Origin of the sequence: Novosphingobium olei, from assembly GCF_037076535.1 — a bacterium.
GTDB lineage: Bacteria > Pseudomonadota > Alphaproteobacteria > Sphingomonadales > Sphingomonadaceae > Novosphingobium > Novosphingobium olei.
Genome location: NZ_AP029021.1, coordinates 3627659 through 3654304, shown reverse-complemented (window position 1 = coordinate 3654304; position 26646 = coordinate 3627659). Strand labels below are relative to the sequence as shown.

General features: G+C 66.5%; 20 protein-coding genes. 9 read left to right on the top strand and 11 right to left on the bottom strand.

Annotation, left to right across the window (positions count from 1 at the left end; translation table 11 throughout):
• Positions 1 to 22: 22 nt before the first annotated feature.
• A complete protein-coding gene (gene adh / locus AACH40_RS17310; protein WP_169493950.1) occupies positions 23 to 1543 on the top strand; it encodes an aldehyde dehydrogenase in 1521 nt (506 codons plus the stop codon).
• Positions 1544 to 1728: 185 nt separating this feature from the next.
• Positions 1729 to 2469, top strand: a complete 741-nt coding sequence (locus tag AACH40_RS17305) for a TorF family putative porin (protein WP_338643459.1) — start codon at positions 1729 to 1731, stop codon at positions 2467 to 2469.
• Here AACH40_RS17305 and AACH40_RS17300 read toward each other — a convergent pair.
• Positions 2453 to 3721: a chloride channel protein gene (locus AACH40_RS17300; RefSeq protein ID WP_338643458.1), complete on the bottom strand. Its 1269-nt coding sequence runs from the start codon at positions 3719 to 3721 to the stop codon at positions 2453 to 2455. The two genes, AACH40_RS17305 and AACH40_RS17300, sit on opposite strands and share 17 nt — an antisense overlap.
• A 116-nt stretch (positions 3722 to 3837) precedes the next feature.
• On the opposite strand from AACH40_RS17300, the gene AACH40_RS17295 reads away from it, so the two are divergent.
• Positions 3838 to 5067, top strand: coding sequence for an MFS transporter (locus AACH40_RS17295; protein WP_338643457.1), 1230 nt, complete (start codon positions 3838 to 3840; stop codon positions 5065 to 5067).
• Between the two features lie 69 nt (positions 5068 to 5136).
• Here the strand turns inward: AACH40_RS17295 and rplL are convergent, their stop codons facing one another.
• The 6 genes from rplL to AACH40_RS17265 form a co-directional block, all read right to left on the bottom strand.
• Complete coding sequence (gene rplL, locus AACH40_RS17290; RefSeq protein WP_169493954.1) at positions 5137 to 5514, bottom strand: 50S ribosomal protein L7/L12; 378 nt, start codon at positions 5512 to 5514, stop codon at positions 5137 to 5139.
• A 117-nt stretch (positions 5515 to 5631) separates the two neighbouring features.
• Positions 5632 to 6144 (bottom strand): 50S ribosomal protein L10, encoded by a 513-nt coding sequence (gene rplJ, locus AACH40_RS17285; RefSeq protein WP_169493955.1) that lies wholly within the window; start codon positions 6142 to 6144, stop codon positions 5632 to 5634.
• 396 nt (positions 6145 to 6540) lie between these two features.
• The gene (locus AACH40_RS17280) at positions 6541 to 7653 is read right to left on the bottom strand and encodes a hypothetical protein (RefSeq protein WP_338643456.1); all 1113 of its coding nucleotides are present in this window, start codon (positions 7651 to 7653) and stop codon (positions 6541 to 6543) included.
• A gap of 189 nt (positions 7654 to 7842) precedes the next feature.
• Entirely contained in the window at positions 7843 to 8085 is a 243-nt protein-coding gene (locus AACH40_RS17275; protein ID WP_169493957.1) for a helix-turn-helix domain-containing protein, read from the bottom strand.
• Positions 8085 to 8615: a DUF2975 domain-containing protein gene (locus tag AACH40_RS17270; RefSeq protein WP_169493958.1), complete on the bottom strand. Its 531-nt coding sequence runs from the start codon at positions 8613 to 8615 to the stop codon at positions 8085 to 8087. The genes AACH40_RS17275 and AACH40_RS17270 overlap by 1 nt, the downstream gene beginning before the upstream one ends.
• A gap of 36 nt (positions 8616 to 8651) precedes the next feature.
• A complete protein-coding gene (locus AACH40_RS17265; protein WP_338643455.1) occupies positions 8652 to 8801 on the bottom strand; it encodes a hypothetical protein in 150 nt (49 codons plus the stop codon).
• 382 nt (positions 8802 to 9183) lie between these two features.
• Between AACH40_RS17265 and rpoB the strand changes: the two genes are divergently transcribed.
• From rpoB to AACH40_RS17250, 3 genes are all read left to right on the top strand, one after another.
• Positions 9184 to 13347 (top strand): DNA-directed RNA polymerase subunit beta, encoded by a 4164-nt coding sequence (gene rpoB / locus AACH40_RS17260; protein WP_338643454.1) that lies wholly within the window; start codon positions 9184 to 9186, stop codon positions 13345 to 13347.
• 93 nt (positions 13348 to 13440) lie between these two features.
• Entirely contained in the window at positions 13441 to 17727 is a 4287-nt protein-coding gene (gene rpoC / locus AACH40_RS17255) for a DNA-directed RNA polymerase subunit beta' (RefSeq protein ID WP_169493961.1), read from the top strand.
• Between the two features lie 175 nt (positions 17728 to 17902).
• On the top strand, positions 17903 to 19705 hold the full coding sequence (locus AACH40_RS17250) for a HAMP domain-containing methyl-accepting chemotaxis protein (protein ID WP_338643453.1): 1803 nt from the start codon (positions 17903 to 17905) through the stop codon (positions 19703 to 19705).
• Positions 19706 to 19717: 12 nt separating this feature from the next.
• Here AACH40_RS17250 and AACH40_RS17245 read toward each other — a convergent pair whose 3' ends face one another.
• Both AACH40_RS17245 and glpX read right to left on the bottom strand, forming a co-directional pair.
• Positions 19718 to 20863, bottom strand: coding sequence for a serine hydrolase domain-containing protein (locus AACH40_RS17245; protein WP_169493963.1), 1146 nt, complete (start codon positions 20861 to 20863; stop codon positions 19718 to 19720).
• A 68-nt stretch (positions 20864 to 20931) separates the two neighbouring features.
• Positions 20932 to 21861: a class II fructose-bisphosphatase gene (glpX, locus tag AACH40_RS17240; protein WP_240959805.1), complete on the bottom strand. Its 930-nt coding sequence runs from the start codon at positions 21859 to 21861 to the stop codon at positions 20932 to 20934.
• A 162-nt stretch (positions 21862 to 22023) separates the two neighbouring features.
• Between glpX and AACH40_RS17235 the strand changes: the two genes are divergently transcribed.
• Complete coding sequence (locus AACH40_RS17235; RefSeq protein ID WP_169493965.1) at positions 22024 to 22461, top strand: hypothetical protein; 438 nt, start codon at positions 22024 to 22026, stop codon at positions 22459 to 22461.
• A 15-nt stretch (positions 22462 to 22476) separates the two neighbouring features.
• On the opposite strand, the gene AACH40_RS17230 is transcribed toward AACH40_RS17235, so the two are convergent.
• Entirely contained in the window at positions 22477 to 23790 is a 1314-nt protein-coding gene (locus AACH40_RS17230) for a homoserine dehydrogenase (RefSeq protein ID WP_169493966.1), read from the bottom strand.
• A gap of 95 nt (positions 23791 to 23885) precedes the next feature.
• The gene (locus AACH40_RS17225; protein ID WP_338643452.1) at positions 23886 to 24749 is read right to left on the bottom strand and encodes a hypothetical protein; all 864 of its coding nucleotides are present in this window, start codon (positions 24747 to 24749) and stop codon (positions 23886 to 23888) included.
• 354 nt (positions 24750 to 25103) lie between these two features.
• On the opposite strand from AACH40_RS17225, the gene AACH40_RS17220 reads away from it, so the two are divergent.
• A complete protein-coding gene (locus tag AACH40_RS17220; RefSeq protein ID WP_169493968.1) occupies positions 25104 to 25757 on the top strand; it encodes an energy transducer TonB in 654 nt (217 codons plus the stop codon).
• 89 nt (positions 25758 to 25846) lie between these two features.
• On the top strand, positions 25847 to 26602 hold the full coding sequence (locus AACH40_RS17215; protein WP_169493969.1) for a MotA/TolQ/ExbB proton channel family protein: 756 nt from the start codon (positions 25847 to 25849) through the stop codon (positions 26600 to 26602).
• The last annotated feature ends 44 nt before the right edge of the window (positions 26603 to 26646 follow it).

The following is a 26646-nucleotide window of genomic DNA, read 5'->3' as shown; positions in this document are numbered from 1 at the left end:
ACCCGAACGAGAGGATGAACCCATGGACATGGCATTGGCCGACAAGGCCGCGAAGGTCGCTCCCTTCGCCAGCACCTACGACAACTTCATCGGCGGCAAGTGGGTGGCCCCGCGCGCCGGGCGCTATTTCGACAATGTCTCGCCTATCAACGGCAAGGTCGTATGCCGCGTCGCGCGCTCGGACGCCGACGACATCGAGCTCGCGCTCGATGCTGCGCACGCCGCCAAGGACGCCTGGGGCCGCACCAGCCCGGCCGACCGCGCGCTGGCCCTGCTGCGCATCGCCGATGTGATGGAAGCCAACCTCGACCTGCTCGCCACGGCCGAAACGTGGGACAACGGCAAGCCGATCCGCGAGACGCTGGCCGCCGACATTCCGCTCGCCATCGACCACTTCCGCTATTTCGCGGGGTGCGTGCGGGCGCAGGAAGGCTCGATCGCAGAGATCGACGAGGACACCATCGGCTATCACTTCCACGAACCGCTGGGCGTGGTCGGCCAGATCATTCCGTGGAACTTCCCGATCCTGATGGCGGCGTGGAAGCTTGCGCCTGCGCTGGCGGCGGGCAACTGCGTGGTGCTGAAGCCCGCGGAGCAGACCCCGGCCTCGATCCTCGTGCTGATGGACCTGATCGGCGACCTGTTGCCGCCGGGCGTACTCAACGTGGTCAACGGCTTCGGCCTGGAAGCAGGCAAGCCGCTCGCCAGCTCCAAGCGCATCGCCAAGATCGCGTTCACCGGCGAGACCAGCACCGGCCGCCTGATCATGCAGTACGCTTCCGAGAACCTGATCCCGGTGACGCTGGAGCTGGGGGGCAAGAGCCCCAACATCTTCTTCGCCGACGTTGCTGCGCACGATGACGACTTCTTCGACAAGGCGATCGAAGGCTTCGTCATGTTCGCCCTGAACCAGGGCGAGGTCTGCACCTGCCCCAGCCGCGCGCTGATCCACGAATCGATCTATGACCGCTTCATGGAGCGCGCGATCGCCCGCGTGCAGCAGATCGTGCAGGGCAATCCGCTCGATCCCGCGACGATGATCGGCGCGCAGGCGAGCGCGGAGCAGCAGGACAAGATCCTGCGCTACCTGCAGATCGGCAAGGATGAAGGCGCACAGGTTCTGACCGGCGGCGGCGTGGCACAGCTGGGCGGCGACCTGGCGGGCGGCTTCTACATCCAACCGACCGTGTTCAAGGGCCACAACAAGATGCGTATCTTCCAGGAAGAGATCTTCGGGCCGGTGGTTTCCACCACCACGTTCTCGACACCGGAAGAAGCGCTGCAGATCGCCAACGACACCGCTTATGGCCTTGGCGCGGGCGTGTGGAGCCGCGATGCCAACACCTGCTACCGTTTCGGCCGCGCGATTCAGGCCGGGCGGGTGTGGACCAACTGCTACCACGCCTATCCCGCGCACGCGGCGTTCGGCGGGTACAAGCAATCGGGCATCGGGCGCGAAACGCACAAGATGATGCTCGACCATTACCAGCAGACCAAGAACATGCTCGTGAGCTACAGCCCGAAGAAGCTCGGCTTCTTCTGACGAGACGGTACTTGTCGAGGCCTTGAGGCCCGACGGGTCGCCAGTTCCCGGAGCGCAGCGCCAGCACCCTCTCCCGAGGCGCTCCGGGACCTGATCCAGCAAAAAGACGAAAAACACCATTCGATCCGGGTGACGCGCCACGGACAAGGCCCGCGCGCGCCCACACAACAGGGAAGGATTGCCAGATGAGGATCATGCTTGCCGCCGCGGCCCTTGCCGCGGGCGTCGCCCCCGCTTGCGCGTTCGCCGAAGATGCCAAGCCCGACCAGCACGCCTATGTCGACAAGGCGCCTGCCGCCAATGTGCACACCGAAGCACCGTCCGATCTCAAAGTCGGTTTCGGGGTCAGCGCCGCCACCGATTACGTGTGGCGAGGGGTGAGCCAGTCGGACCAGAAGCCTGCCGTCTTTGCCACCGTCTCGCTGGGCTACAAGGGGCTCTACGCCGGCGCCGGCACCGAAAACGTGCGCTTTGCCGGGATCAGCCAGGAATACGACCTGTGGGGTGGGTATGTCGCCAACCTCGGTCCCGCCAAGCTCGACATCGGCTTCGTCCGCTACGGCTATGTCGATGCGCCGGTGAAGATCGATACGCTCGAAGCCAAGGCGGCGCTTTCGACCAGCGTCGGCAAGCTCGGGCTGAAGGCGGCGGGCTACTACACCGGCAATTACTTCGGGTCGCACCACCATGCGGTCTATGCCGAACTTGGCGCCAGCTACCCCTTGACCGACAAGCTGACCGCATCTGCCGCCGTGGGCCACCAGGATGTCCGCGACGCGTTCAACTACACCACGTGGAACGCGGGGGTTTCCTATGCGGTCATGAAGGGGGCGACGCTCGCCGTGCGCTACCACGATACCGATGCCACCTTCATCGGCCGCAAGGCCAAGGCGCGGCTGGTGGGATCGTTCAGCCTCGCGTTCTGAACGGACGGGAGAGCGCGTGGTACAGCTTTTCGGGGCAGACCCACGCGCTGACCGCATCGGCGACGATCGCCGCGCCGAACAGCGGCAGGATCATCGCCCGGTTGGCGGTCATTTCCATCACGATGATGACGGCGGTCAGCGGCGCGCGCGTCACCCCGGCAAAATAGGCGATCATCCCCAGCATCACGATCGCGCCCGAGGAATCGCCCGGGAACAGCGGCGTCAGCATCTGGCCGAGCCCTGCGCCGACCGACAGCGATGGCGCGAAGATGCCACCGGGCGCGCCGCTGACCGCCGTCGCCACTGTCGCGACGAAGCGTGCAGGGCCGAACCAGCCGCTCTGCGTGCCGCCCTCGAGCAGCTTGCGCGTTGCGCCGTAGCCCGTCCCCCAGGTCAGCCCGTGCGAGGCAACGCCCACAGCGGCGACCACCAGCCCGCACCCGGCGGCGAACAGCACGGGCCGCCGCTTGATCGCGGCGATCGCGGGGTGCTGCGCTTCGGCAAAGGCGATCAGCAGCCTGGAAAAGGCGCCACCGGCAAGTCCGCCCGCAACGCCTGCCAGCAGCGCGGCACCGATCGCGGCGCCGATCGGCAGGCTCTGCGCCATGGCGCCGAAATAGACGTAGTCCCCCGCCAGCGACAGGCTGACGAGGCCGGACACCAGCACTGCGAGCATGACGTTGAGGGCAAGCTTCTGCTCGAAGGCGGCGGCCAGTTCCTCGATGGCAAAGGCCACCCCCGCCAGCGGCGTGTTGAACGCCGCCGCCACGCCCGCCGCACCGCCCGCGATGATCACGCCCGATGTTGCAGGCACGCGCAGCCAGCGGTGGCAGGCGCCCATGATCGCCGCGCTCACCTGCACGGTCGGCCCCTCGCGCCCGACCGCGCCCCCTGCCAGCAGCATGCCGAGCGTGCCGGCGATCTTGACCACCGCATTGCGCAGCGAAAGCAGGGGGCCCCGCGCCTGCGCATCGGGATCGTGGCCCGATGCTGCCGCCATGACCTGCGGGATGCCCGAACCGCGTGCCTCGGCAAACCAGCGCCGCGTGGCGCCGGTGATGAGCGCAAAGGCGATCGGGGTCACGATCAGCGTCGCATAGGGCGCATGGGCAAGCGTTGCATCGAACAGGGCCTGCGCCGCTTCGCCCGCCCGGGCAAACAGCACCGCCACAAGGCCAAGCGCGAGCGCGCCGGTCAGGGCGGCGAGGCGTGCGCGCAGCGCGTGGTGCGAAATGCGGCGAAACCCGATCATGCCCACGGGGCATAGGCGCTGGTGCCGATCGCGCAAGGACTTCAAGGGCTTGTCGAGCCCGATTGCCGTCGCGCCGCTTCCTTGCCACAACCGGAGGATCGGGGAGTTCAATGGGCATGACGGTGACAGGCAGGCAAGGCCAACGCGGGGTAACGACGGCGCTGGTCGCGCTGCTGGCGCTCGCCGTACTGCTCAACTTCGTGGACCGTGGCGCGATCGGCATCGCCGCACCCAAGATGAAGGCGGAGCTGGGGCTTTCGGCGACGACCTTCGGTCTTGCCGCGTCGGCCTTCTTCTGGACGTATGGCGCGATGCAGCCGCTGGTCGGCTGGATCAGCGACCGCGTGCCGGTCTATCGCGCGCTGGCCTTCGCGCTGGCGCTGTGGTCGCTCAGCACGCTACTCACCGGGTTCGTGCGCGGCCTTGCCCTGCTCGTGGTCTTGCGATTGCTGCTGGGCCTTGGTGAAAGCTTCGTCTTCCCTTGCGTCTCCAAGATCATCGCCCGCCATGTGCCGGCTGAGCGGCGCGGCATCGCCAACGCGGTGGTGGCGGTGGGCCTCGCGCTCGGCCCGGCCGTCGGCACGCTGGCAGGCGGGGCCATCCTCGCGCGGATGGGGTGGGAGGCGGTCTTCGTCGCGTTCGGCGCGGTCACCTTGCTGTGGCTGGTGCCCTGGGCTTTTGTCGTGCGCGCCTTGCCGGTGAAAAGCCGTACGGTCCCGCCCGCCACTTTTTCCTATGGCGCACTGTTGCGACAGAAGGCGCTGTGGATCACCGGCGCCTGCCACGTGACCGCCAACTATGCGTTCTTCTTCGTCTCGATCTGGCTGCCGCTGTACCTGACGGGCACGCGCGGCCTGCCGATCCCGACGATGGCCTGGCTCGCTGCGGCGACTTTCGGGGCGCAGGCGCTGTCCTCGCTCGCCACAGGGCACTTCTCGGACTCGCTGGTGCGCGCCGGACGCAGCGAGGATCAGGTGCGCCGTGCCTTCAGCGTGGCGGGGCAGGTCGGCCTCGCCATCGGCATCGCGGGCATCGCGCTGTCGCAGGGACAGGGGGCGCTGCTCGGCTGGCTGGTGTTTACCGGCATCGCCATGGGGCCGGGGCCGACGATGGCCTATGCCATCGGGCAGATCTTCGCCGGCGAACGGCTCGCGGGCAGCTGGATCGGCTGGCAGAATGCGATCGGCAGCCTGTCGGGGGTGATCGGACCCTTGGTCACCGGCGCGATCGTCGATGCGACCGGCGGCTTCGGTGGTGCCTTCGCCTTTGCTGCCGGCGTCAGCCTGCTTGGCGCGGCGCTGTTCCAGTGGGCGCTGCCGCCGCTGCGGCAGGTGCAGCTCGATTGAGCGCAAACGAAAAGGGCGACCCCGGCGGGGCCGCCCTTTCCATTTTCTCGGCAAGAAAGCCGAAGAAGATTACTTGAGCTCGACGGTGCCGCCGGCTTCTTCGATCTTCTTCTTGATGTCTTCGGCTTCAGCCTTCGACACGCCTTCCTTGATCGCCTTCGGAGCGCCTTCGACCAGCGCCTTGGCTTCGGTCAGGCCCAGGTTGGTGATCGCGCGGACTTCCTTGATGACCTGGATCTTCTTGCCGCCGTCGCCGGTCAGGATGACGTCGAATTCGGTCTTTTCTTCAGCGGCTTCGGCAGCGGCGCCGCCAGCGGCCGGAGCAGCAACCGCAACAGCGGCAGCGGCGCTCACGCCCCAGGCTTCTTCGAGGGCCTTGGCGAGGTCGGCGGCTTCGAGGACGGTCAGCTTCGAAAGTTCTTCAACGAGCTTGGCGATATCGGCCATGATAATTCACTCCTGATTGTGTGACGCCCGGCGGCAGCGCCGCCGGCCGGAAATCGAACAGTCTGTTTGGCTTGCCACGATCCCTGGCGCAGGGCGTCGCCGCCCTGCCGGAATCGCTTATGCGGCTTCCTTGGCGTAGGCGCCGAAGACGCGGGCCAGCTTGGCCGCCGGAGCGGTCGCGAGCTGGGCGATCTTCGTGGCCGGAGCCTGGACGAGGCCGATGAGCTTGGCGCGCAGTTCGTCGAGCGACGGCATCGAGGCAAGAGCCTTCACGCCGTTCTCGTCGAGAACCTGCGAACCCATCGCACCGCCGACGATCTCGATCTTGTCGGTGGTCTTGGCGAACTCGACGATCACCTTGGCGGCGGCGACGGGATCGACCGAGGCAGCGATCGCGGTCGGACCGGTGAAGAAATCACCAATGCCTTCGTAATCGGTGCCTGCGACGGCAAGCTTGGCAAGACGGTTCTTCGCAACCTTGTAGGTCGCACCCGCTTCGCGGATCTTGTTGCGCAGGTCGGTGGACTGGGCCACCGTCATGCCGAGGTTGCGGGTGATCACCACCGCACCAGCCTCGTTGAAGACGCCGCTCAGGAATGCGACCGATTCGGCTTTCTGCGAACGATCCATGCCTTACTCCTTCACATGTGACCGGCCGGGGCGAACCCCGGACGGCCGGCTACGTTTGTCGATGGCCCGAAGACCACCGGCGAGTCCGTGACAAGGGAAGGAGAAGCGCCGCAAAGCGACGCGTGGGGCCACACGATCCTTCAGGAACGTACCGGGCCTTGAAACTCTTTTCCCCGCCTAGGTCGGAAATTAAGCAGGAAACCTGCACCGACGGTCTCGGACGGATGACCGACGCTGCGCCTCGCGGCCGCTCCGATCAGGGGCGCGCCATTGGCCCAATCGCCCGCCGGAGTCAAGCGCGGGGCCCGATATGCAACAACCCCCCTCCCGCAAGGGGAAGGGGGTCGCGCGACGATCAGGCTATCTGGCCGGCTATCCGGCCGCCGATCCAGTCGATCAGCTGTAGGCGGGACGGAGCGGCCGGGTGGGGAAGGCCGGTGCCTGCGGCTTGCGAGCCGGCGCGGTCCGGGCATAGGCGGGTTCGGCCATCGCCGGCCGGGTTTCTGCAGCCACCGGCGCTTCCACCGTCCCGTGCGCCGCATTCCAGCGGTTTTCCTGCGCCTGCAGGATCAGGCGCGCGCGGCGGGCACGGCCCTTGGGCGACTTGAACGGGTTGGCCTCGTCGGGCGCTGCCGCCACCATCCGGTCGATCAGGGCACGGCGCTCGTCGCCCTGCGGAACCGGCCCATCCGGATCGAGCATCGGCGCGGTAGTGGCCGCCATGGCCGGACGGTAGACCGGCGCATCTGCCGGAATCGCGGGTTCGGCAGCCAGCGTGTCGGATGCATCGCGCGCCATCATCGGCTCGTGACGTGCAGGGGCAGGCGGCGGCACCATCTCGACGGTGCTGGTCTCATAGCTGTCGTCATCGGCATAGACCGGGCGACGACGCGCCGCGACCACCGCCGCACCACCCACGCCGAGCAGTGCGATCAGTCCGACCGGAAGCGCCCAGTCGACGGTCCGCGACGATGTGTTGGCGGCAGGCGCCGGCGCCGAAGCTTCGGCACGCGGGGCGGCGGGCTGGCTAGATGCCGCCAGCGGCGATGCGGGCGTTGCGGGACTTGCCATGTTCGGCGCTGCGACTGTGGCAGCCACGGCGGGCGCGGTCACGGCAGCGCTGGTGCGCGCGGTTGCCAAAGCGGTACGGGCACGCGGCGTTGGGGCAGGTGTCGCAGCGGCCGTCTCGGACGCGCTATCGGCCGAAGACGAGGCGGCGGTCGTCGCTACCTGCGGATTGGACTGGACGACCGGAGCATCGGTCGCAGGAGCAGCGTCGGTAGTTGCCGTCACCTGGGCCGGTTCGGGGATCACGATCCGCGGCGCGGTCTGGGCGGGTGCCTGAGTGGGCGAAACGGTCACCGGCGTTGCGCTTGGCGCGGTGGCGGTGCTGCTGAGCGGATCGCTGCTGGCCGTGGCGTCCTGCGCCAGGGCCGGGGTGGAAACGAGCGCGAGAACGGCTGCAATCGCCGCACTGGCACAAGACGAACGGTTGGCGGTGTTAGTCATGCCAAGTAAATATGTGGCACAACTGCACCGTTCCCCAAGAATGCGATGGATCGAACCCATTTACGCGGCCAGAAGTTGAGCCGAATAAATATGCCGATGAACAGAGTGATTCTGTTCATCGGCCGTCAATCGAGGGTTAATTTACTGTTCAGGTTCTGAGGCGCCGCGCAGATTGATGATATGGGGTCATCAACCCTCCGTGCGGTAGCCGAGGACATCACCCGGCTGGCAGTCTAGCTCGCGACAGATCGCCTCGAGCGTCGAGAAGCGGATGGCCTTGGCCTTGCCCGTCTTGAGGATGGAAAGGTTGGCGAGCGTCAGGTCGATGCGCTCGGCCAGCTCGGTCATCGTCATGCGGCGCTGGTAGAGCAGGTCGTCCAGCTTCACCACGATCCGCGTCGGCGCTTCCGGAGTGGGGGTCTGCGGTGCCATCACACGGTCCCTTCCAGATCGTCGCGCATCCGGGCGCCTTCGCGGAACACGCGGGCAAGGATGAACAGGATCAGCGCCAGCAGGACGCCGCCGACCGATATGCCGAAGTCCGAGGTCGCATCCTTGATCGTCGCGGCAAGCCATTGGCCAATGCCGCCAACCGGGATCGACAGGCCCTCGATCGCCAGCGTCAGCCAGGCCATCGCGGCAAGGCGGCGGGCGTTGACGGGCGCGAAGGGGTCGCCGTGGCCCACGCTGTCGATGATCCGCCGCAGATGGCGCAGGAAGACGAAGGCGCAGATCGCCATCGCCGCGACGAGCAGCAGGATCAGCGCGATCGCCACGACGGTCGAACCGGGCATCGCATGGCCCGCTTCGCTCGACAGCGCGGTCAGAACCTGGTCGCGCAGGAAGAACAGCACGGGGGCGGCGATCAGCGTCGCGCCGGCGACGACCACTGAAAGGCCCTGTCCAAGCAGGGCAATGCCGCTAGCGGCGGCGAGCAGGGGGTCCTTGGGACGGAGTTTCATGGGGCAGGGTCCTTCGTTCAGGCGAGTTCGGGGCGTTCAGGCGAGTTCGGGGGCTTGGGGAGCGGCTGCGGGCAGCGGCGCTACGGCAATGGCGGGAAGCGACAGTGCCAGCGCCAGTAGCGCGGCGATGACCAAGCCCGCCGTCTCGCGGTCGTGCCGGGTTCTGGGATGGGGGAGGCGGGGCATTAACGTTCTCCGATATGCTCGATATCGATATTCAATAATGCGAGTCGAACATATCGTCAATCGATAATATCGAATTTCGATACTGTGGATGAAGCGGCGCTTCCGGAGCCAAGCTGTTGCCGCCTTTGACTTTCCAACAGGGGCCGCCTATATCGTCATCAACGGTTCGCCGCTTCGAGCAAGGCCGTCCCATGCGCGGGGGACGGCTCGGGAAGGAAGCGGCGGGCATCCATCTGACGCGAAAGGCTGCAAGGCACTGGCCTCCTGAACGGGAGATCGTCCGCCGTGCGGCCCTTTTGCGTTTGGTGGCGCCAACGCCGCGTTTGGCACGGATTTACGCCGGTTTTCCGGCATTCAAGAAGCGAAGAGGCACCCTCTCCCCATGGCGACCAAGGCCCCCAGCGCACGCCCCGGCGTAAAGCGCCGCATCCGCAAGATCTTCGGTGACATTCACGAAGTCGTGCAGATGCCCAACCTCATCGAGGTGCAGCGCGAATCGTACGAGCAGTTCCTGCGTTCGGACCCCGAGACGGGCTATGTCTCGGGTCTCGAAAAGACCCTGCGCTCGGTTTTCCCGATCCAGGACTTCGCCGGCACTGCTTCGCTCGATATCAAGGAAAAGGACGGCTACGTCCTCGAGGCGCCGAAGTACGACGTGACCGAGTGCCGCCAGCGCGGCATCACGTACGCCGCGCCGATGAAGGTGACGCTCAAGCTCGCGACCTTCGAAGTCGATGCCGAGACCGAGACCAAGTCGCTCATCGATATCAAGGAGCAGGACGTCTACATGGGCGACATCCCGCTCATGACCGAGAACGGGACGTTCTTCATCAACGGCACCGAGCGCGTGATCGTCAGCCAGATGCACCGTTCGCCGGGCGTCCTGTTCGACCATGACCGCGGCAAGACCCACTCGTCGGGCAAGTACCTCTTCGCCGCCCGCGTGATCCCCTACCGCGGTTCGTGGCTCGACTTCGAATTCGACGCCAAGGACATCGTCAACGTCCGCATCGACCGCAAGCGCAAGCTGCCGGTCACGGCGCTGCTCTATGCCCTCGGCCTCAACGGCGAACAGATCCTCGATCATTTCTACGACAAGGTCACCTGGGTGCGTGGCGAAGGCGGCTGGAAGGTGCCTTTCGTGCTCGACCAGTGGCGCGGGCAGAAGCCGCAGTTCGACATCGTCGATGGCAAGTCGGGCGAAGTGATCTTCCCGGCCGGCACCAAGATCTCGCCGCGCGCCGCGAACAAGGCCGCGAAGGATGGCCTTGAAGAGCTGCTGATCCCGACCGAGGAAATCTTCGGCCGCTATTCGGCCAAGGACCTGATCGACGAATCGACCGGTCGCATCTGGATCGAGGCGGGCGACGAAGTCAGCCCCGAGAACCTCGACCTGCTCGACAAGGCGGGCGTCGACCGGCTCGAACTGCTCGACATCGACCACGTCAACACCGGTCCCTGGATCCGCAACACGATGAAGGCCGACAAGGCCGAGGATCGCGACCAGGCGCTGTCGGACATCTACCGCGTGATGCGCCCCGGCGAGCCGCCGACGCGCGAAACCGCCGAAGCGCTGTTCGATGGCCTGTTCTTTGATGGCGACCGCTACGACCTGTCGGCCGTTGGCCGCGTCAAGCTCAACATGCGTCTCGGCCTCGATTGCCCGGACACGGTCACCACGCTGCGCACCGAGGATATCCTCGCCGTGGTCAAGGAGCTGGTGAACCTCAAGGACGGCAAGGGCGAAGTCGACGACATCGACAACCTCGGCAACCGTCGCGTGCGTTCGGTGGGCGAGCTGCTGGAAAACCAGTACCGCGTTGGCCTGCTGCGCATGGAACGCGCGGTGAAGGAGCGCATGAGCTCGGTCGACGTGTCGACCGTCATGCCGAACGACCTGATCAACGCGAAGCCCGCAGTCGCCGCGGTGCGCGAATTCTTCGGTTCCTCGCAGCTCTCGCAGTTCATGGACCAGACCAACCCGCTGTCGGAAGTGACGCACAAGCGTCGCGTCTCGGCGCTCGGGCCGGGCGGTCTCACCCGCGAGCGCGCCGGCTTCGAAGTCCGCGACGTCCACCCGACGCACTATGGCCGCATCTGCCCGATCGAAACGCCGGAAGGCCCGAACATCGGTCTGATCAACTCGCTGTCGACCTTCGCCCGCGTCAACAAGTACGGCTTCATCGAAACCCCGTACCGCAAGGTGGTCGATGGCAAGGTGACCAAGGACGTCATCTACCTGTCGGCGATGGAAGAGCAGAAGCACACCGTGGCGCAGGCTTCGGCCGAGCTTACGGCTGACGGCTCGTTCGTCGAGGAACTCGTCTCGGCGCGCCAGAACGGCGAATTCGTGATGAGCCCGCGCGACCAGATCACGCTGATGGACGTTTCGCCCAAGCAGCTCGTCTCGGTGGCCGCCTCGCTCATTCCGTTCCTGGAAAACGACGACGCCAACCGCGCGCTGATGGGCTCGAACATGCAGCGCCAGGCCGTTCCGCTGCTCAAGGCGGACGCCCCGTTCGTCGGCACCGGCATGGAAGAAACCGTCGCGCGCGATTCGGGCGCGGCGATCGCGGCGCTGCGCGCGGGCGTGGTCGACCAGGTCGACGCCACGCGTATCGTGATCCGCGCCAGCGGCGATATCGAAGCCGGCAAGTCGGGCGTCGACATCTACCGCCTGCAGAAGTTCGAGCGTTCGAACCAGTCGACCTGCATCAACCAGCGTCCGCTGGTGAAGGTGGGCGATCTGGTCGAAAAGGGTGACATCCTGGCCGACGGTCCTTCGACCGAATTCGGCGAGCTGGCGCTCGGCCGCAACGTCCTCGTCGCGTTCATGCCGTGGAACGGCTACAACTACGAGGACTCGATCCTGATCTCCGAGCGGATCGTGAAGGAAGACGTCTTCACCTCGATCCACATCGACGAGTTCGAGGTCATGGCCCGCGACACCAAGCTCGGGCCCGAAGACATCACCCGCGACATCCCGAACGTCGGCGAGGAAGCACTCCGCAACCTCGACGAAGCGGGCATCGTCTACATCGGCGCCGAAGTGCACCCCGGTGACATCCTCGTCGGCAAGATCACCCCGAAGGGTGAATCGCCGATGACGCCGGAAGAAAAGCTGCTGCGCGCGATCTTCGGCGAAAAGGCCAGCGACGTGCGCGACACCTCGCTCCGCCTGCCGCCGGGCGTTTCGGGCACGATCGTCGACGTTCGCGTCTTCAACCGTCACGGCATCGAGATCGACGACCGTACCCGCGCCATCCAGAACGAGGAAATCGAACGCCTCGCCAAGGACCGCGAGGACGAGCGCGCGATCCTCAACCGCGCCACCTTCAACCGCCTGCGCGAAATGCTGCTGGGCCAGGTCGCCACGGCCGCGCCCAAGGGCATCAAGAAGGGCACCGAGATCGACGAGCAGGTGCTCGGCGATGTCGAGCGTCACGAATGGTGGAAGTTCGCGGTGGCGGACGATGCCCGCCAGGCCCAGCTCGAAGCGGTGAAGGCCCAGTACGACGAGACCGTCAAGGCGATCCAGGAGAAGTTCGAGGATCGCAAGGAGAAGCTCGAGCGCGGCGACGACCTCGCTCCGGGCGTGCTCAAGATGGTCAAGGTCTTCGTCGCGGTGAAGCGCAAGCTGCAGCCGGGCGACAAGATGGCCGGCCGTCACGGCAACAAGGGCATCATCAGCCGCATCCTGCCGCAGGAGGACATGCCGTTCCTCGAGGACGGCACGCCGGTCGACTTCGTGCTCAACCCGCTGGGCGTGCCTTCGCGCATGAACGTCGGGCAGATCTTCGAAACGCACCTCGGCTGGGCTGCTCGTGGCCTGGGCAAGCGGGTGGGCGAGGCGCTCGACGCCTGGCGCGCCGCGAACCCGAACCCCGAAGCCGGCCAGCCGCCCGAAGCCGTGCGCGAACTGCTGACCGAGATCTACGGCGACAACTACGCCGACGAGATCGCGGCCCGCAGCGATGACCAGATCGTCGAATTCGCGCAGTCCGTCCGCGCAGGCGTGCCGATGGGCTCGCCGGTGTTCGACGGCGCGGTGGAAAAGGACGTGGCCGACATGCTGCGTCTCGCCGGGCTCGATGAATCGGGCCAGGTCGACCTGTTCGACGGGCGCACCGGTGACCGCTTCGACCGCAAGGTGACCGTGGGCATGAAGTACGTGCTCAAGCTGCACCACTTGGTCGACGACAAGATCCACGCGCGTTCGATCGGGCCGTACTCGCTCGTCACCCAGCAGCCGCTGGGCGGCAAGGCGCAGTTCGGTGGCCAGCGCTTCGGCGAAATGGAGGTCTGGGCGCTGCAGGCTTACGGTGCTGCGTACACGCTGCAGGAAATGCTGACGGTGAAGTCGGACGACGTGGTCGGCCGCACCAAGGTCTACGAAGCGATCGTCAAGGGCGACGACACCTTCGAGGCCGGCATTCCCGAAAGCTTCAACGTGCTCGTCAAGGAAATGCGCTCGCTGGGTCTCAACGTCGAACTCTCGTCGCTCGACGACGAGGACGACGACGGCCTGGCGCAGGCTGCGGAGTAACCGGTCCGGGCGGCTCCTTCGCGGGCCGCCCGTCCCGCCGCAATCAAAGATTTCACGTCCAGAGCCTCGGCATGAGGCAAGGGAACGGCAAAAATGAACGACCTTACCAAGTTCACCAACCAGCTCGCCAAGCCCGAGACCTTCGACCAGATCCAGATCGGTCTGGCGAGCCCCGAGCGCATCCGCAGCTGGTCCTTCGGCGAGATCAAGAAGCCGGAAACCATCAACTATCGCACGTTCAAGCCCGAGCGTGACGGCCTGTTCTGCGCGCGCATCTTCGGTCCGGTGAAGGACTACGAATGCCTGTGCGGCAAATACAAGCGCATGAAGTACAAGGGCGTCGTCTGCGAAAAGTGCGGCGTCGAAGTCACCGTCACCAAGGTGCGCCGCGAGCGCATGGGCCACATCGAACTGGCCGCGCCGGTCGCGCACATCTGGTTCCTCAAGTCGCTGCCTTCGCGCATCGGCCTGCTGCTCGACATGCAGCTCAAGCAGCTTGAGCGCATCCTCTACTTCGAAAGCTACGTGGTCATCGAGCCGGGCATCACCCCGCTCGAACGCTACCAGTTGCTGACCGAGGACGAACTGCTCGACGCGCAGGACGAATACGGCGAAGACGCGTTCAGCGCCGGCATCGGCGCCGAAGCGGTCAAGCAGATGCTGATCGATCTCGACCTCGAACAGGAACGCAAGGACCTGATGGAGGAGCTCGCCACCACCAAGAGCGAGCTGAAGCCCAAGAAGATCATCAAGCGCCTCAAGGTCGTCGAATCGTTCATCGATTCGGGCAATCGTCCGGAATGGATGATCCTCGACGTCGTGCCGGTCATCCCGCCCGAACTGCGCCCGCTGGTGCCGCTAGATGGTGGCCGCTTCGCGACCTCGGACCTCAACGACCTCTATCGCCGCGTCATCAACCGCAACAACCGCCTCAAGCGCCTGATCGAGCTGCGCGCGCCGGACATCATCGTCCGCAACGAAAAGCGCATGCTGCAGGAAGCCGTTGACGCGCTGTTCGACAACGGCCGCCGCGGCCGTGTCATCACCGGTGCCAACAAGCGTCCGCTGAAGTCGCTGTCCGACATGCTCAAGGGCAAGCAGGGCCGCTTCCGCCAGAACCTGCTCGGCAAGCGCGTCGACTATTCGGGCCGTTCGGTCATCGTGACCGGCCCCGAACTCAAGCTGCACCAGTGCGGCCTGCCCAAGAAGATGGCGCTCGAACTGTTCAAGCCGTTCATCTACGCCCGTCTCGATGCCAAGGGTCTGTCGATGACCCTGAAGCAGGCCAAGAAGTGGGTCGAGAAGGAGCGCAAGGAAGTCTGGGACATCCTTGACGAGGTGATCCGCGAACACCCGGTTATGCTGAACCGTGCGCCCACGCTGCACCGTCTCGGCATCCAGGCGTTCGAGCCCGTCCTGATCGAAGGCAAGGCGATCCAGCTGCATCCGCTCGTCTGCTCGGCGTTCAACGCCGACTTCGACGGTGACCAGATGGCCGTCCACGTGCCGCTCTCGCTGGAAGCCCAGCTCGAAGCGCGCGTGCTGATGATGTCGACCAACAACATCCTCTCGCCCGCCAACGGCAAGCCGATCATCGTGCCTTCGCAGGACATGGTGCTGGGCCTGTACTACCTCTCGCTCGATCGTTCGGGCGAGCCGGGCGAAGGCATGATGCTGGCCGACATGGCCGAAGTGCACCAGGCACTCCACGCCGGTGCGGTGACCATGCACTCGAAGATCGTGGCCCGCGTGCCGCAGACCGACGAGAACGGTCAGCAGTACCTCAAGCGCTTCGAGACCACGCCGGGTCGCATGCTGATCGGCGAATGCCTGCCCAAGAGCCACAAGGTTCCCTTCGAGGTCGTGAACAAGGTTCTGACCAAGAAGGAAATCGGCGACGTCATCGACCAGGTCTACCGTCACACCGGCCAGAAGGACACGGTGCTGTTCGCCGACGCGATCATGGCGCTGGGCTTCCGCAACGCATTCAAGGCGGGCATCTCGTTCGGCAAGGACGACATGATCATCCCCGACAGCAAGGATGCGCTGGTCAACGAAACCAAGGAACTGGTTGCCGACTACGAGCAGCAGTACCAGGACGGCCTGATCACCCAGCAGGAAAAGTACAACAAGGTCATCGACGCCTGGAGCCGCTGCGGCGACCAGGTGGCCGCGGCCATGATGGACGAGATCAAGGCCTCGCCGGTCGACCCCGAAACGGGCCGTCAGAAGCCGATCAACTCGATCTACATGATGAGCCACTCGGGCGCGCGTGGTTCGCCGACGCAGATGAAGCAGCTTGCCGGCATGCGCGGCCTCATGGCCAAGCCGTCGGGCGAGATCATCGAAACGCCGATCATCTCGAACTTCAAGGAAGGCCTGACCGTCCTTGAATACTTCAACTCGACCCACGGCGCCCGCAAGGGCCTCGCTGACACCGCGCTCAAGACGGCGAACTCGGGTTACCTGACCCGCCGTCTGGTCGACGTGTCGCAGGACTGCGTCGTCACCATCGACGACTGCGGTACCGAGCGAGCGCTGGAAATGCGCGCGATCGTGCAGGGCGGTTCGACGATCGCCTCGCTTGGCGAGCGCATCCTCGGCCGTACGCTGGCCGAAGACCTGATCGAGGCGAAGACCGGCGTGGTGATCTGCCCCAAGGGCACGCTGCTCGACGAAGCCGCCATCGTCCGCATCGAAGCGGCCGGCGTCCAGTCGGCGCGCATCCGCTCGCCGCTGATCTGCGAAGCCCAGCAGGGCGTTTGCGGCACCTGCTACGGCCGCGACCTCGCGCGCGGTACGCCGGTGAACATCGGTGAAGCGGTCGGCGTCATCGCCGCCCAGTCGATCGGCGAGCCCGGCACGCAGCTGACCATGCGTACGTTCCACATCGGTGGCGCGGCGCAGGTCAACGAACAGTCGAACCTCGAAGCGATCTGCGACGGTACCGTCGAATACCGCGACATCCCGACGATCATCGACAGCCGCGGTCGTCGCCTGTCGCTCGCCCGCAATGGCGAGATCGCGGTGATCGATACCGAAGGCCGCGAACGCGCCATGCACCGCGTGCCTTACGGTACCCACCTGCTGCACGAAAACGGCGCCACCATCGCGCAGGGCGATCGCCTGGCCGAATGGGACCCGTTCACCCTGCCGGTGATCACCGAAAAGCCGGGTATCGTCCGCTATCAGGACCTGATCGACGGGCGCACGCTCACCGAACAGGTCGACGATGCGACCGGTATCGCCCAGCGTGTGGTGACCGAAAACCGCGCAGGTGGCCGCGCCAAGAAGGAAGACCTGCGTCCGCGCCTGACCCTGCTCGACGAGAACTCGGGCGAGGCCGCGCGCTACATGATGGCGCCGGGCACGACCCTCTCGGTCGAGGACGGACAGGAAGTGAAGGCGGGCGACGTGCTGGCGCGTGCCAGCCGCGAAGCTGCCAAGACGCGTGACATCACCGGTGGTCTGCCGCGCGTTGCCGAACTGTTCGAAGCGCGCATCCCGAAGGACAACGCGATCATCGCGAAGATCTCGGGCCGCATCGAATTCGTCCGCGACTACAAGGCCAAGCGCAAGATCGCGATCATCCCGGAAGAGGGTGAACCGGTCGAGTACCTGATCCCGAAGTCGAAGGTGATCGACGTCCAGGAAGGTGACTGGGTCAAGAAGGGCGACAACCTGATCTCGGGTTCGCCCAACCCGCACGACATTCTCGAAGTCATGGGCGTCGAAGCCCTGGCCGAGTACCTCGTCGCGGAAATCCAGGAAGTCTACCGCTTGCAGGGCGTGAAGATCAACGACAAGCACATCGAGGTGATCGTTCGCCAGATGCTGCAGAAGGTCGAGATCACCGACGGTGGCGACACCACCCTGCTGCCGGGCGAACAGGTCGACGTCGAGGAGATGAACGAGATCAACGGCAAGCTGGAAGCGGGCCTGCGCCCGGCCGAAGGCAAGCCGGTGCTGCTCGGCATCACCAAGGCCAGCCTGCAGACGCGTTCGTTCATCTCGGCCGCGTCGTTCCAGGAAACCACCCGCGTGCTCACGCAGGCGGCCGTGGAAGGCAAGAAGGACTCACTGATCGGTCTCAAGGAGAACGTCATCGTCGGCCGTCTCATCCCCGCCGGCACCGGCGCGGGCATGAACCGGATGCGCGTTGCCGCCACCAGCCGCGATGCCGCGCTCCGCGCGTCCTATCGCAAGCTGCAGGAATCGCTCATCGCACCGGCCACGGCTGCTGAAGAGCATGCCGCCGAACTGGCGCAGGGCCCGGAAGCGGCGATCGGCGACGATCCGCTGGCGGTGATCGAGGGTGAAACCCACGGCACCGACGCGGACGCCGGCGACTACCTGATCCAGGGTGACGACGAAGCCTGAAACGGCTTGTCCGACTGAACGTGAAAGGCCCCGCCGGAGCGATCCGGCGGGGTTTTTCGTGCGCGGCCCCGCGATCCGAACTCCGCAGAATCCCCTGTCTTGGCAAAGGGGGCTTTTTCACCCGCCCTCCCTAGGCAGAACGGCAGGTTCCATCGGACCGACTGGAGTTTTTCGCATGATCAGCCGTCTCGCCCGCAACGGTGCCCGGGCGCTTGTCGCCGCGATGCTCGTGGCGATTCTGGTCAGCACCGGCGTGGTGTGGTTCATCCGCCAGGGTGGCCCGATCACCGCGCGCGTGTCGCTTCAGGACGAACTGGTGGCGGATATCCTCCCCCCACCCGCCTTCGTGGTCGAATCCTATCTCCACGCCGCGCTGATCGTGAACGATCCTTCGGTCGCACCCGCGCAGAAGCAGGAACTGGTGGAAGAACACGCCGAATTCCTGCAACGCCAGAAGTATTGGAGCGAAGCGCCCCTGCCGCCGGAGATGCGGCCCTCGATGGATCGCACCATTGCGACGGCGGAGAAGTTCTGGGCGGCGGTCGATAACGATTTTCTTCCCGCGGTCGATGCTGGAGACCAGGTCCGCGCGGCGCGTGCCTTCCACGACGAACTCGGCCCCGCTTACCAGCGCCAGCACGCAGAGGTGCAGGCCCTGGTCAAGCTTTCGGCCGACTACAAGGCGAAGATGGCGCATGGGGACAACGTGCGGATCAGCCTCGCGCTCGGCTTCCTCGCCCTGCTTGCGGCCGGACTGGTGGCCGTGCTGCTCTGGGCGGCGCGCCAGGTCCAGCATCGCGTCGTCGCTCCGCTGGTCGAAACCGCCGACGTGATGACCGCGATGGCGCACGGGGATTACGACCGCCCGATCGAAGGGATCACCCGCAACGACGAAATCGGCATGATGGCCCAGGCGATCGACGTGTTCCGCGAAAACGGCCTTGCCCGCCAGCGCGCGTCGGAAGCGCAGGAAGCGCTCGTCGCGCACCTGACGGCGGGGCTCGAGCATCTGGCGCGCAAGGATCTCGAATTCCGCCTGACCGAGCCGCTGCCCGATGGCTACGACGCGATCCGGCTGGATTACAACGCCGCGGTTGCCGCGCTCGCCGAAGCCATGCGTTCAGTCCGCGTCGGCTCGACCAGCGTGTCGAGCGCGATCGGCGAAATCCGCGCTGCCTCGGAAGACCTTGCCCAGCGCAACGAACAGCAGGCCGCGCGCCTTGCCGATACCGCGCATTCGATGGACGCCATTACCTCCAGCGTGCGCGAAACCGCTGCCGGCGCCGGTGCGCTGCAGGCGTCGATGAGCGAGGCCCACCGCGAGGCGAGCGAAGGCGGCGAGGTGGTGCAGCGCGCCATTGCCGCCATGGCCGCGATCGAGAACTCCGCCCGCGAAATCGGCACGATCATCGCGGTGATCGATGGCATCGCCTTCCAGACCAATCTTCTGGCGCTCAATGCGGGTGTCGAAGCGGCCCGCGCCGGGGATGCCGGGAAGGGCTTTGCCGTGGTCGCCAACGAAGTGCGCGCGCTGGCCCAGCGCTCGGCCGATGCGGCACAGGATATCAAGGCGCTGATCACCACCAGCGCCGATCAGGTGGCGCAGGGCGTCGCGCTTGTCGGCGATACCGGATCGAAGCTCGAAGCGATCGTCGGCCGGGTGACCGAAATCAACGCGCTGATCGGCGACATTGCCTCGGCCGCGCACGAGCAGGCCACCAATCTCGCCCACGTGAACGGCGCGGTCGGCGAAATGGACCGCATGACCCAGCAAAACGCTGCAATGGTCGAACAGTCATCGGCCGCCACGCGCAGCCTTTCGGCGGAAGCCGAACGCCTGTCCTCACTCGTCTCCAGCTTCCGCACCCGTGACCCCGAATCGCGGCCCGCCGTCCTCGCCCGGCCCGGGCAGCACCGCCGCAACTCTGCGCTGGAGGACGCATCGCCCGCGGTGCCGCTCGCGCTTGCGGTCGGCTAACTCGCCGCGCGTTCAGGCGTTGGCGCAGGCCATTCGCTCGAGCGCGGCAAAGGCGTCCAGCGCGCCCGGTTCGGCAAAGGGCGACATCTGAGTCAGGATAACGCCGGCCAGATCGCGATCGGGGTCGATCCAGTAATAGCAGTTGAAGATGCCCGCCCAGTGCAGGCTGCCCGGGGATCGGCCGGCAGGGCCGGTCTCGGTGTTGACCAGGAAGCCGCCGATCGTCCAGCCGCCGCGCTGGCCGGGCAACGGATCGAACGCGGTGGCAAAGCCGGGCATCGCGGTGGCCATTTCCCCCGCCGAAAGATGCGGCGCCAGCGCATCGGTCCGCGCCGCCTGCGCCGATTCTGGCGAAAGCACGCGCACGCCGTCCAGTTCGCCGCCACGCAGCACCATGCGCAGGAAGCGCGCATAATCGCTCGCGGTGGACGAAAGCCCGCCCCCGCCGTTGTGGTATTCGCCGGCGCCCAGGACCATCGCCTGCGTGGTCAGCTCGCCCGATTCGCTGCGGACGTGGATCTGCGCGTCGTCGGCTGACCAGCTGTCGCGGAAGCGGGTCTGCGTCATGCCGAGCGGCCCGGTCAGCTCCCGTTCGAACCATTCGCCAAGGCGCATCCCGGTCACGGCCTCGACCGCAAGTCCCGCCCAATCGATGCCGGTGCCGTATTCCCAGCGCGTACCCGGATCGAATGCCAGCGGCTGGTCCAGGCTCTTGCGGGTGCCGGGCGCCATGTTCCCGGTCGCCATGGCATGCCGCAGCAGGTCGGCGTTCATGAAGGTGTAGCCGCAGCCCGACGTGTGCATCAGCAGGTGGCGCAGCGTCACCGGCGATTTTGCGGGCCGCAGGATCGGCGCGCCCGCTTCATCGAAGCCGTCGAGCACTTGCGGATCGGCCAGTTCAGGCAGGATCGCGCCCACCGGCGCATCGAGATCGAGCTTGCCACGCTCTACCAGCTGCAGCACCGCCGCGCTGGTCAGCGCCTTGGTCATCGATGCGATCTGGAACAGCGAATCCTCGCGCATGGGCACCCCGGCCACGGCGTCGGCCATGCCGAAGGCGCGCAAGTAGCGCGTGTCCTTGCTGTCGGTGATCAGCGCGACTGCGCCGGGCAGGTTCGCCGCGGCCAGCGCGGCTTCGAATTCGGCTTCGCCCTTCATGTCTCTTCTCTCCCTCTGCCCGACAGGGTTACCTGTCGGGGCAGGGGAGGCAAGAGCGAAGCGATAGATCAGCGCGGCTTGCGGTGTTCGCCCTTGACCCAGCGCACCGTGCCCGAGCTGGCGCGCATCACCACGCTCTCGGTGGTCATCACGCCGTTCTTGTGGACCTTCACGCCCTTCAGCAGCGAACCGTCGGTCACGCCGGTGGCGGCAAAGATGCAGTCGCCCTTGGCCAGTTCGTCGCGGGTGTAGATCTTGTTGAGGTCGGTGATGCCCCACTTGGCGGCGCGGGCGCGCTCGTCGTCGTTGCGGAACAGCAGGCGGCCGTTGAACTGCCCACCCACGCAGCGCAGCGCGGCCGCGGCCAGCACGCCTTCGGGGGCGCCGCCCGAACCCATGTACAGGTCGATGGTGGTTTCCTCGTTGGTCACCGCGATCACGCCGGCCACGTCGCCGTCGCCGATCAGCACCACGCCGCAGCCGATCCCGCGCAGCTCGGCGATCAGGTCGGCATGGCGCGGACGGTCGAGCACGCAGACGATGATCTCGTGCGGTTCGACGCCCTTGGCCGCGGCCACGGCCTTGACGTTCTCGGTTGGCGACTTGTCGAGGCTGATGATGCCGTCGGGATAGCCCGGGCCGACGGCCAGCTTGTCCATGTAGACGTCGGGCGCGTTGAGCAGGCCGCCTTCTTCGGCCACCGCCAGCACGGCCAGCGCATTGGGGCCGGCCTTGGCGGTGATGGTGGTGCCTTCCAGCGGATCGAGCGCGATGTCGATCTTCGGCCCGGTGCCCGGTGCCGCGCCGACCTTCTCGCCGATGTAGAGCATCGGCGCTTCGTCGCGCTCGCCCTCGCCGATCACCACGGTGCCGTCCATCCACAGTTCGTTGAACGCCGCGCGCATCGCTTCGACGGCGGCAGCGTCAGCCGCCTTCTCGTCGCCACGGCCGATCAGCTTCGATGCGCCGATCGCGGCCGCTTCGGTCACGCGGACCATCTCGAGGACGAGGACACGGTCGAGGACCTGCGAGGCGGCGGGCTTGGTGGTGGTGTCGGTCACGTTGACTCCGTTGGCTGGCGACGTGCATACTTGGGTATGCAGACGTATGCGTGCCCTAGACTGACCGCACCCAGTTTGTCGAGGGTGCGGCCCTGGCTTGTGGCATTCCTTGTTGCCGTAGCGGCGGTGTTTGCCGGCCCGGCGCGGGCGCAGGACGCGGGCAAGTGGCAGCTACCGGCCAATGGTGACAGTCCCGAGGCATCGCGATCGCCCGCGGACGTAGCCCAATCGTTGCTCACGCCCACGCGGCGTGAAAGCTGCGACAAGGGCGCCGGCGATGCGATCGTGGTCTGCGGCAACAATCCCGAAAACGCGCGGCAGAAGCTAGACAGCGTGGCCCCGCTGGGCGCCGGGAAGACCGCCGACGGCGCCCCCCGCGCGCCCAACGTCAGCGGCCTGCGCGATTGCAGCAAGGGCTGCATCGGCTTCGGCCGCGCGCCCACGCCGATGTATTTCTTCGATATCAAGGCGCTGCCCCCGCCGCCCGCCGGTTCGGACGCCGACCGCATCGCCAAGGGGGAAATCAAGGCGCCCTGAGTGCGGCAGGCCGCCTCATTCTTCCAGGATGTGCATCACCAGCGGCGGGGCCGACAAGCTGGCCGACCCTTCCAGCAGGCGCATTGCTTCGGCGATCGCGCTTTCGGGGCCTTCGTGGGTGACCATCGCCACCAGCACCTGGTCGCTGTCCTCGCCCGCGCGGCCCTTCTGGATCAGGCTTTCGATCGAAACGCCGGCATCGCGCATCGCTGCGGTGATCTCGGCGAGCACGCCGGGGCGGTCCGCCACGGTGAAACGCAGGTATGCCTTGCCGCGCCGGTGGCCGGTGTCGGCGGGTGCCGCTGCGTCGAGCTCGCTTACCGGAATCGAGAACGGCGCGCCCACGTCGCCGCGCGCGATGTCGATCAGGTCGGCGACGACCGCGCTGGCCGTCGGCCCATCGCCCGCGCCCGCGCCCTGGAACAGCAGCCGGCCGACGAAGTTGCCCTCGGCCACCACTGCGTTGGTCGCGCCGTCGACATGCGCCAGCGGGTGGTCGCGGTGGACCAGGTGCGGATGGATGCGCTGGAACAGCCGGCGGTTGCCTGCTTCATCCACCTCGGTTTCGGCCATGCCGATCAGGCGGATGTAATAGCCCAGTGCATCGGCCTGCGCGATGTCGGCGGCCAGCACGCGGCGGATTCCGGTGGCGGTCACGTTGCGGAAGTCGATCGCCGTGCCGAATGCGATCGACGACAGGATCGACAGCTTGTGCGCGGCATCGATGCCGTCGATGTCGAACGTCGGGTCGGCCTCGGCATAGCCCTTGGCCTGCGCTTCGGCCAGCACGTCGGCAAAGTCGCGCCCGGTGTCCTCCATCGTGCTGAGGATGTAATTGCAGGTGCCGTTGAGAATGCCGTAGACTCGCTCGATACGGTTCGCGGCCGCCCCTTCGCGCAGGCCCTTGATCGCCGGGATGCCGCCTGCGACGGCGGCCTCGAACTTGAACGCCACTTTCGCGGCCTCGGCGCGCGTCGCAAGCTCCAGCCCGTGGTGCGCGATCATCGCCTTGTTGGCGGTGACCAGCGCCTTGCCCGCCTCGAACGTGGTGCGTGCCAGCGCCAGCGCCGGCCCGTCGGCGCCGCCGACCAGTTCGACCACCACGTCCACGTCGGGGCGCTCGCCCAGGATGACCATGTCGTCTTCCCAGGCATAGCGCGACAGGTCGACGCCGCGATCCTTGCTGCGATTGCGGGCGCTGATCGCGGTGATCGCGATCGGGCGGCCGGCGCGGCGCGCGATCAGCGCGGCATTGGTCTCGATCAGCCGGATCACCCCGCCGCCAACGGTGCCAAGGCCGGCAAGCGCGATGCGCAGTGGTTCGCTCATTGTTACCCCGTCGTCTGGCGCGTCCGCGCGCTAGGATTCCCGAGCCCGCGCCTTAGGGGACACACGCTGGCCCCGCAACGCCCCGCTTGCGGCCGTCATGGCTGCAGCGTTCGGCCGCGCTCGCACGTGCCCAGCGCGGCCCGCGCGAAGGCATAGTCGTCCGCCGCGGCCGCCCGGCTGGTGTCGCCGTCGGAAATGTTGGCGCGCGCGGGCAGCGTCTGCGGCAGGAAGCAGGCGAGCCGGTACCAGGCGAGCGTTTCGGGGGCGGGCGGCTTGGCCGACTGGTCGACGATCTCGCTGAAGCTCACGCCCCACGTGCGCGGCTGGCCGGGACGGCTGATGATCGACAGCGCCGCCGGGCGCGCGCCCTCGGTCGCCAGGAACACCTGCGTCTCGCCCTCGCCGGCAAGGTTGCCCGGAACGTGCAGCGCTTCGCGCACGCCCTTCACTGCGGGCGGCGCGTCGGGGGAAAGCTTTTCGGTCAGGATCGCGCGCAGCGCCTGTTCGCGCGTGGCCGACCAGGCCAGCATCGCATCGGGCGCGGACAGAAGCAGCTCGCCGGGGCGGCCGGCCACGGTGTGCCCGATCACCAGCACGTCGGTCTTCGCCAGCTTGGGCGGGCGGCCCCGCGCATCGAGCGGAACGTCGGCCAGGAATCGGATCGATTCGCCAAGATCAGGCCCCGCGAGCAGCGCGCTCGTACGCGCCTCGATATAGAGACGCACTTTCCCGGCGGCGAGCCCAGGGGACTGTTCGGGCTTCAGCCTGGCCACCTTGCGCACTTGCGCCCGGGCGACCAGATCGGCGGGCAGGACGAGGTCGACAAGGTCGGCATAGCGCAGCGCATCCGGTGCCGAAGCGACAGTTTGCGAAGGATTCGCAAGGTTCTGCGCCAATGCGGGCAATGGCGCCGCCAAGGCGGCGAGCAGGGCGATCGGTAAGGGCAGGCGGCGGTTCATAAGTGTCCTGTCGATGGAAATGCGGCACCGATGACGCGTGTGCCAACCCGGCGCGGAAGTGCCGAAGCGAAGCCCGGCAAGCGTGAATCAGGTCTTAACCGATAAAGCATTTGCGCACCCCCTGCATCGGCGTTAAAGCTCGCCGAAATCGGGCAACACATAATAAATGCCCGAAAATGCCGTCGCCGGGCTCCTGCGCCCGATGCCGGATGACCGGGTTTGCCGGCAGGGTGGATAGATTTCGCTGGATTGGCCGATCGGAGGGAACGGTGATTCCCCCCGCGGCTCCGTTTTGCCCCGTCCCGTTACCCAGGGATCTGGGGTGGGGTGGAAGATCAGGAGTTATGGAGCTGAATGGCATACGCTGACCAACAGATGAGCGGTAACAAGATCACCGCGCTCATCGTCGTTGCTCTTCTTCATGTCGTCGTCGGCTACGCGCTGGTCACTGGCCTCGCGTACTCGGCCTTCAAGAAGATCAAAGAGGTGACCACGGCGGTCAAGATCGACCCGGAGAAGACTCCGCCGCCGCCGCCGCCGCCGCCGCCGAAGGATGCGCCGCCGCCGCCGCCGATCGTGGCGCCGCCGCCGCCGGTCAGCTTCAACACGCCGGTGGTTAACCAGGTTGAGACTGTGGCAACTCCGCCGCCGCCGGCCCCGCCGGTCGTGGTGCTGCCTCCGCCGCCGGCTGCCCCGCCGCCGGCGCCTCCTCCGCCGACCCCTGGGACTCCCAAGGGCCGTCCGGGCGAGTGGGTGACGACCAACGACTATCCTTCGCGCGCCCTGCGCGAGGAGCGCGAAGGCGTGACCGGGTTCAAGCTCGACTACGACGCCACGGGCAAGCCGACCAATTGCACTATCGTCCGTTCGAGCGGGAGCCCCGATCTCGACGAGGCGACGTGTTCCAAGCTGATGAGCCGCGCGCGCTTCAAGCCTGGCACGCAGAACGGTCAGCCGGTCGGTGCATCGTACAGCAGCTCTGTCCGCTGGGTCATCCCGAAGGACTGACGATTTGGGCGGGGGCCTTCTCTCCGGCCCCGGCCATTCCCCCATTGATCGCCTTCGGGCAGCTTTGAATTCTTGAGAGGAAGATCCGAATGCTTATCCAGACGCTCGCCGCGGCCGCGACCAATGCTGCGCCGCAGAACAAGTTCGGCTTCGTCGAAGCCCTCCAGGCCGGCGGTTTCATCTCGTACGCCACCGTCGTGATCCTCGGCATCATGTCGTTCGGTTCGTTCTTCATCCTGTTCACCAAGTTCTTTGAACAGTCGAAGATCATGAACCAGTACAAGAACAACGTCGGCAACTTCTGGCGCGCCGGCACCATCAAGGAAGGCGCTGCCAAGCTCGAGAAGAACTCGGCCTGGCGCCAGATCGTCGACGACGGCATCGCCGCCGAAGACCAGGTGACCAAGATGGACGCCACCGAAGCGCACGACTGGCTGCACGGCTCGCTCGCCCGCTCGGAAGCCACCATCAACGCCAAGCTCGCTGGCGGCCTTCCCTTCCTCGCCACCGTCGGTGCGACCGCGCCGTTCATCGGTCTGTTCGGTACCGTGGTCGGCATCTACCGCGCGCTGATCGCGATCGGTCTCGCCGGTTCGGCCTCGATCGACAAGGTCGCGGGTCCGGTCGGTGAAGCTCTGATCATGACCGCGCTCGGTCTGCTCGTCGCGGTTCCCGCGGTGCTCGCCTACAACTATCTGCAGAGCCGCAACAAGCGCATTGCCGAAATGCTGACCGGCTTCAGCACCGACGTCCTCGCCAACATCGCCTCGAAGGGCGTTGTGAAGCCGGCCGTCACGGTTGCTGCCGCCAAGCCGGCCGCTCCGGCCGCTCCGGTCAAGAAGTAAGCAGTAGTCCCTGGTGCGGCGGACTCCCCCGTCGCGCCTGGTTT